The sequence below is a fragment of the Neobacillus sp. NPDC093182 genome, assembly GCF_044754045.1.
Genome location: NZ_JBIVOI010000036.1, coordinates 1 through 6,246 on the forward strand (window position 1 = coordinate 1; position 6,246 = coordinate 6,246).

Here is a 6,246-nt window from a genome sequence, read left to right on the forward strand (position 1 = left end):
GACTAAAAAAGATGACCCCGGTACAATACCGAGGTCATCTGTTAGTAGCATAGGCTCTTTTATTTAACTGTCCATATTATGGGTCATAGTTCAAATTTCATATAAGTATTTTTTTCTAATCACAATTTCTGCTATCGCTAAATTGAAAATCCAACAAAGCCATACAGCAATCGTATATGAAAGTCCATAGGAAAGATCTAATCCGTTATGTGTAATTGCGACAATGATATAAATAATCATATTGGCAAAGGATAGAAAGAAGCTTCGGGTGATCCATTGACTATGCCGTAAGACATTTTTTCTTATAATATATATATAACTGAATATTGTTGTTTTAAGCCATAGTGTATTTAAGATAAGAAACCCTATTGTACTTGGCCAGCCACCTGTCGCAAAGAACGAAACGTATAAACCGGGAATAAAGTTTAACACAATAGATAAAACGTAGACTCGACCATTCCATCGATGAAATGTTAAGGATTTCAAACGTAATCGTTTAATTATTCCGAGAGGTCCTGTAAGGAGTGCAATTATCGCAAGAATAATATGAACTCGTATCATTAATACCCATAGCATTTGATTAGAAAGAAGTTCATCTTTTTTTGATAGAAATCCCTGAAAACTTGGATCAACTACAAAATTCTTTGATAGTGTATGCATTATCCACATTACTGAAATAATTGATAAAATCGTAATTAGGAATTTGCGTTGCTTCATATACCTATTCTCCTCAGTTTTATAACAGTATTGAAGGATTAGTCATTATAATGAGTGCAAAGAGTATGCATCCGAATAATGCCCAACTAAATATACTTAAAACATTATAATTCTTCTTCAAAAGATCCTCTGGTTTTTCTGAATCCTTTATTTGTCTTAGTTTTTTTTTAATCATGCCCATAAAAGCGCTAATAAACAGTAAAGTGGTGCAGGATACTACTACCCAAATTATTGAGGGGAAAGCATCATATATGACGATCATTAAGCCCCCAGATACTAGTAGGAGGATGAGTGAATAATGACCTGCTCGTGTATACGATTGAATAAAATTAATGCGAAGTACCAGGTTGTCTCTTGGAATATGTGCCGTTTTTTTTATTTGCCAAGGTAATGTAAGGTAACTCCCAAGTAGTACCGCACTAATTACATGAACAAGTAATAATAGTGAATACATACATAAGCTTATTCCTTTCTTTTGTTTTAAGAGAGATAAATAATTAAGCCTTTTATTTTAAACAAGGTTCTTGACCTTTATTTGACCAAACTGTTCCTCTACGTTCAACCTCAAATACCTTCTCGATATAGTGAGCAATTTTGGGGCCAAGTTTTTGTTCAATTGTGTAAATGGCAATATCTATACCTGAAGTTACACCACCACTGGATACTAAGTTTCCATCATCTACTATACGAGCATATACTGGCCTAGCCCCCATGGACGGTAATGCATCCATCCCCATATGATGTGTAACAGCATGTCGGCCATTTAATAGTCCCATCATTCCTAAAAGGGTAGAACCTCCGCATACAGTGGTTAAGGTAATATTAGGGTTTTACGCTACTTTTTGTAACAAAGTTTTTAGCTTCGTTTCGGATGCTTTCTTTAATTTGGTTACTATCGAATGGGGACCATCACCATACATATCTCCAGCTACACCCGGAACTAAAATAACACCTTCCGCGTTCGGATCAATTACCCCTGTGGCTTCAATTTCTACGTCATTAACGCCACTTTTGACTAGTCTTTTCCCTTCAGCTGTTACCAACTCTACTATTACATTTTCAGGTGATAAATTTGCAGCAGCAGCAAAAAACTCAAAAGGAGCAATTGCATCCATTAAATCGAATCCATCAAATAAAACAATTTGAAATTTCATTATATATACACATCCTATTTTTTATTATCAGACCGAACCGTCCGGTCCGATAATTATATTATAAAGTATATTGTTTAGTTGTAAATAATAAAATTGTGAATTATTAATGAAAAAAACCCCAATAACTTAGAAAGTGGGGGCATTTCAAGATGAATAGTAATTCAATAAAGCTTTAATTTGTTCAATGGAATAAAAAATATGGTCATTATTAATTGATAAGCGGCTTGCCATTATAGCGCCTTCCATAGAAGACATAAGAAATGAAGCTAGAGAAAGAGAGTTTATATCATTGCGAAATTCGTTATTACGGATTCCTTCCTCAATGATTGATTGCAAAAACAGAAGTGTTTGATTGTAATTTTCAGAAGCAACCTTTTGAAGCTCTGGGTAGGTATTATCGGCTTCAATAGCAGTATTTAGTAATGGGCAACCGCCTTCAATAGGAGGATTATTGACAGCGTCTTGGTAAATGTATGAAATTGCTATTATTTTATCTGTAGCGGTATTCGCTTGTTGACTTGCTTGAACAATATGGTCCCAAATTATTTCTCCTGCTTTTTCGAATGTAGCAAGAGCAATTGCCTCTTTGTTAGTAAATCTACGGTAAATTGCTCCTTTTGGTAAAGAAGATGCTTCCATAATATCCTGAATGGAAGTTTGGCTATATCCTTTTGTATTAAAAAGGCGTAAAGCAGTCATTATAATTTGATCGCGTACTTCATCATTCTTGTTCATTTTTTTGTTTCCCCCAAGTTCATCTTTATACAGCTTAATATTATAACTCAAATTATTTAAAAACTAAACTTACGAGTAGTTCTCCTTTAATAAATGATCTTCAACAATCGGTCGCTATAATGGAACAAAGAAAAAAGCTTAATTTCTAATTTTCATACTTAGAAATATGGGCTATTTAATATTAGAATTCCCTAGTATGGTAGCTCCTCAACTCAATTCCCTAATAACATAATGGAGAGCACGAATTGCATCAACAGCGTGGTTGCCCCAATGTATTCTAAATCAGTCAGAGGTTCAAAAAACTATCTTGGTGCATTGTATCGACGAACAGCAGGACGAAAAGGCAACAAAAGAGCAGCTATAATAGTTACCCATGTGATATTGCGAATCGCATATTACCTATTAACCAGAAAAGAATTGTATGTAGACTTAGGCGAAGACTACTTTGATAAACAAAGACAGGTATCTATCGTACGCCATTCGGTTCGAAGACTAGAAAACTTAAGTTATACGGTTTCAATAACAGAAGCTTCCTAATCCATTAAACATGTATTAACCACCAAAGATCAGACGCTCTCCCCTTTAAAAAAGATGAATGAGCTGCGTCTATTTAAGTATTGCCATTTTTCGGATCTAACAGAAGTTAATTTTCATGGTAGTACAATAAGAAAAAGCTGCCTCAACGACAGCCCAGATCTTCTACTCATGCCCCCGTTTGTTTAAGTACATTACTTCACATTTTCTTCTTTGTGTTTTTTCGGTATTCTCTCGGTTTTCTCATTAGTGCCAATAATGCTATAACAAAACAAATGATTAGAATTATATTTAAGCTCCAACCGAAACTATCAATATACTGCATTACCCTTCCTCCTAAGATATGTTTTGTTCACTTTAGCATGATTAGTGTGCTAGTTGGTTGTTTTCTACAAAAGAAGATAAAACGTTACAATTTTTTCTATCAAGATCCGTTTGCTGTAATTCCCATAATAAAACACCACCCTTCCCCTATTACAAAATGTAGAGAAAGGACATTGCTTGGCTTTCATTATTTATTTTCAATCAATGTAAGTTAATGTAGCAACACCAATGTTTTAGCTGCAATTAGCATCCCTTATTGAAGGAATGCACCCGTTTCTTTAAGTGTATTAGTTCACAAAGTTATGAGATGAAGAACATAATAACGTTAATAAGTACGATAGTTACAATTAAACCTATTACAAACTTTTTAAAAGTAAGTTGCATACTTCCATTTTGAACTCCTCTAAAAACTAAAACCGATATTAATAATATAAGTAATATTATTGGCGTTTGCATTCTTTCACCTCTATTTATTGCGTAATTAAACGACCCGTTTCTTTAAGAAGACCAATACATTATTGGCAAGAAACAGTCCAATTTAATGCCAAAAAAGTCTTGTCAACTATTGGTGATTTATTATTGTCGATACAAGCTTTTTGTGTATAGTTAAAAGAAGTATAATTTAAATCTGCTATCTTTATTAAAAATGCTAAAACCATTAGAGATAATACATATAAACTCTTCCCCTTAGTCATTTCTGTTCCCTTTTTTCTCAACCTTCTTAATATAAACCTTACCATAAAAATCCAAATCTTTCTTCAACAAACCTGCCCGTTAATGGAACAAAAAAAGGGTGCCGCAGCGACCCCCATTTTTAACTCTTGCACCCGTTAGTTCAATAATTATAATATATCTCACTTATTCTTTTTGCTATTATTCCAGCTCTTTTGTATTTTCCGAATATAAATAATTTGACCGATATGATATGCATTATGTGTCGTTACACTCCCCAATACTTCCCACCAATTAGTATCGGAGAACCCTTGAACATCACTTTCTAGTTGTTCTTTCGTTAATATTTCTTGCCAATGTAAAAGAACTTCTAAAAGTTGTTTTTGAAGTTCATAGAATGTTTTATTTTTTGAAATAGTAAACGTACTGTCATTACTTCCTACTGTCGGAACTGCATAAACACTAGATTCTTTATACCTTGTTTGCCACGCTTCATTCCAATAAAGCAAATGCTGTACAATTTCGGCAATACTATTACTTTCTTCACCCACCTTCCAAAAAGCTTCTTCCTCTGTCAAATTTTTAACAGATTCTGAAAATGGTACGTACCAACTTTGCTCGTTTGCATTAGCTAACAACTGGTCAGACAAAACATCTTTTGGGTGAAACATACCTCATACACTCCTTCTTAAGGCTTCACAGAATTTATATGCTACTCTATCTACTTTTAATTATTCTCTTTCATATGGTTATTCCCCTCTTTTATTAACTCTCTCTTCAACTAACCTGCTACCGTTACTTGAATAAGAAAAAGCGATCCTTCGTTTTTGAAGAATCGCACCCGTTAGCACCATAAGGAATGTTAATGATTTAATCTTAGTAAGATTTCAGCTTCATTCTTTATCCTTGATATTACATCCTCTTCATTCAACACAAAAGATTTATCATCATAATCAAGCCTATCAATCCATTCACTAATTTCAAACCAAGCAAACAGGTCATCTGAATTATCTAACTCAATAGCAACAACTTGAAAAATCATATCAGCTAAATTGAAAATTTCTTTATGGTCATTAGCTTTTATTATTCTATTTGCTAAAAGACCTATATAGGCTCTTGCACATATCTCAAAGGTTGGCTCCTTTATTACCAATTCATCTAATGCTCTTTTAAAATACAATTCGACTTCAAATATATTATCATCGAATAAAAATGAAGAGAGAATATTTAAGGATGGTGACGTCACATCTTTTTCTAATAGACTGTGAGACCAATTTACATAATCCTCAGTCGAAACTGTACCCTTTTGAATTTTATAAAATAAAATATTTGTTTCCACTTTATCACCACCATTAATATTTATCTCCCTTGAACCAGATTAATAACCTTATTGTACTAACCTGCCCGTTAGCTGAACAACAAAAAAAGGACCTCCGCAGCGATCCTCGTGTTTAACTCTAGTCTCCGTAAGCTTAAGAATTAGCCCTGATAGGAGGAATCTAAATCCCAAAATTTATCTCCCAAACTTTCTATAAGTGCTTTTGCTCTTTTTTCAATATTATCTGGAAGGTTCTCATTACTAAAGTATTTAAGATCCATACTTTCCCCATCATTCATTTGTAACTTCCCACCAACGTCTATCGCACGGAATAGGTTAATTACACTATATGTTTCATCCCCATTTGGATACTGGAAATAATAGCGTGGACCAGAGAAAACACCTACCAACTCAAACTTACTTGCTATAAGTCCTGTCTCTTCTTTTAGTTCACGAGAAGCCACTTCTTCTAAAGTTTCGTTAAACTCCATTGAGCCACCAGGTAGACCCCAATCTAATGTATCTGATCGATGTTGAAAAAGTATTTCCCTTTTATCATTTACCACAAGTATGGTCGCACCCACACTTATAATTGGTCTACTACCAATTAACTTTCGTATTTCAGAAATATAGCCCACTTTGCTCCCTCCCAATTATCCCGTATGTATATATTTCTCCTTTAACTATTAAGATACCTTCTTCAACTCCCTCAGTTTGATACGAATATCTCTTGAATGCTCACTTATTCGCAGGATTTCATAACCCTTGTAATTGGATTTACGGGTAATTGAA

9 protein-coding genes are annotated in these 6,246 nt (G+C 33.9%); 1 reads left to right on the forward strand and 8 read right to left on the reverse strand.

Annotation, left to right across the window (positions count from 1 at the left end):
* Positions 1 to 90: 90 nt before the first annotated feature.
* From ACIQAA_RS32205 to ACIQAA_RS32220, 4 genes are all read right to left on the reverse strand, one after another.
* Positions 91 to 717: a DUF2306 domain-containing protein gene (locus tag ACIQAA_RS32205; protein ID WP_402627946.1), complete on the reverse strand. Its 627-nt coding sequence runs from the start codon at positions 715 to 717 to the stop codon at positions 91 to 93.
* A 506-nt stretch (positions 718 to 1,223) separates the two neighbouring features.
* Positions 1,224 to 1,538, reverse strand: coding sequence for a DJ-1/PfpI family protein (locus ACIQAA_RS32210; protein ID WP_402627969.1), 315 nt, complete (start codon positions 1,536 to 1,538; stop codon positions 1,224 to 1,226).
* Between the two features lie 9 nt (positions 1,539 to 1,547).
* A complete protein-coding gene (locus tag ACIQAA_RS32215) occupies positions 1,548 to 1,871 on the reverse strand; it encodes a hypothetical protein (RefSeq protein WP_402627949.1) in 324 nt (107 codons plus the stop codon).
* A 144-nt stretch (positions 1,872 to 2,015) separates the two neighbouring features.
* The gene (locus ACIQAA_RS32220; RefSeq protein ID WP_402627952.1) at positions 2,016 to 2,606 is read right to left on the reverse strand and encodes a TetR/AcrR family transcriptional regulator; all 591 of its coding nucleotides are present in this window, start codon (positions 2,604 to 2,606) and stop codon (positions 2,016 to 2,018) included.
* Between the two features lie 270 nt (positions 2,607 to 2,876).
* Between ACIQAA_RS32220 and ACIQAA_RS32225 the strand changes: the two genes are divergently transcribed.
* Positions 2,877 to 3,143, forward strand: a complete 267-nt coding sequence (locus ACIQAA_RS32225; RefSeq protein WP_402627955.1) for a hypothetical protein — start codon at positions 2,877 to 2,879, stop codon at positions 3,141 to 3,143.
* A 196-nt stretch (positions 3,144 to 3,339) separates the two neighbouring features.
* Here the strand turns inward: ACIQAA_RS32225 and ACIQAA_RS32230 are convergent, their stop codons facing one another.
* From ACIQAA_RS32230 to ACIQAA_RS32245, 4 genes are all read right to left on the reverse strand, one after another.
* Complete coding sequence (locus ACIQAA_RS32230) at positions 3,340 to 3,465, reverse strand: hypothetical protein (RefSeq protein WP_402627958.1); 126 nt, start codon at positions 3,463 to 3,465, stop codon at positions 3,340 to 3,342.
* Positions 3,466 to 4,318: 853 nt separating this feature from the next.
* On the reverse strand, positions 4,319 to 4,807 hold the full coding sequence (locus tag ACIQAA_RS32235; protein ID WP_402627961.1) for a DinB family protein: 489 nt from the start codon (positions 4,805 to 4,807) through the stop codon (positions 4,319 to 4,321).
* Between the two features lie 191 nt (positions 4,808 to 4,998).
* Entirely contained in the window at positions 4,999 to 5,475 is a 477-nt protein-coding gene (locus tag ACIQAA_RS32240) for a hypothetical protein (protein ID WP_402627964.1), read from the reverse strand.
* Positions 5,476 to 5,615: 140 nt separating this feature from the next.
* Positions 5,616 to 6,092 (reverse strand): NUDIX hydrolase, encoded by a 477-nt coding sequence (locus ACIQAA_RS32245; RefSeq protein WP_402627966.1) that lies wholly within the window; start codon positions 6,090 to 6,092, stop codon positions 5,616 to 5,618.
* Between the last annotated feature and the right edge of the window lie 154 nt (positions 6,093 to 6,246).

Excerpts from the sequence above, each read along its gene's own strand:
- ACIQAA_RS32235 (WP_402627961.1), bottom strand. The coding sequence starts at position 4,807 with ATGTTTCACCCAAAAGATGTTTTGTCTGACCAGTTGTTAGCTAATGCA.
- ACIQAA_RS32215 (WP_402627949.1), bottom strand. The coding sequence starts at position 1,871 with ATGAAATTTCAAATTGTTTTATTTGATGGATTCGATTTAATGGATGCA.
- ACIQAA_RS32205 (WP_402627946.1), bottom strand. The coding sequence starts at position 717 with ATGAAGCAACGCAAATTCCTAATTACGATTTTATCAATTATTTCAGTA.
- ACIQAA_RS32225 (WP_402627955.1), top strand. The coding sequence starts at position 2,877 with ATGTATTCTAAATCAGTCAGAGGTTCAAAAAACTATCTTGGTGCATTG.
- ACIQAA_RS32230 (WP_402627958.1), bottom strand. The coding sequence starts at position 3,465 with ATGCAGTATATTGATAGTTTCGGTTGGAGCTTAAATATAATTCTAATC.
- ACIQAA_RS32220 (WP_402627952.1), bottom strand. The coding sequence starts at position 2,606 with ATGAACAAGAATGATGAAGTACGCGATCAAATTATAATGACTGCTTTA.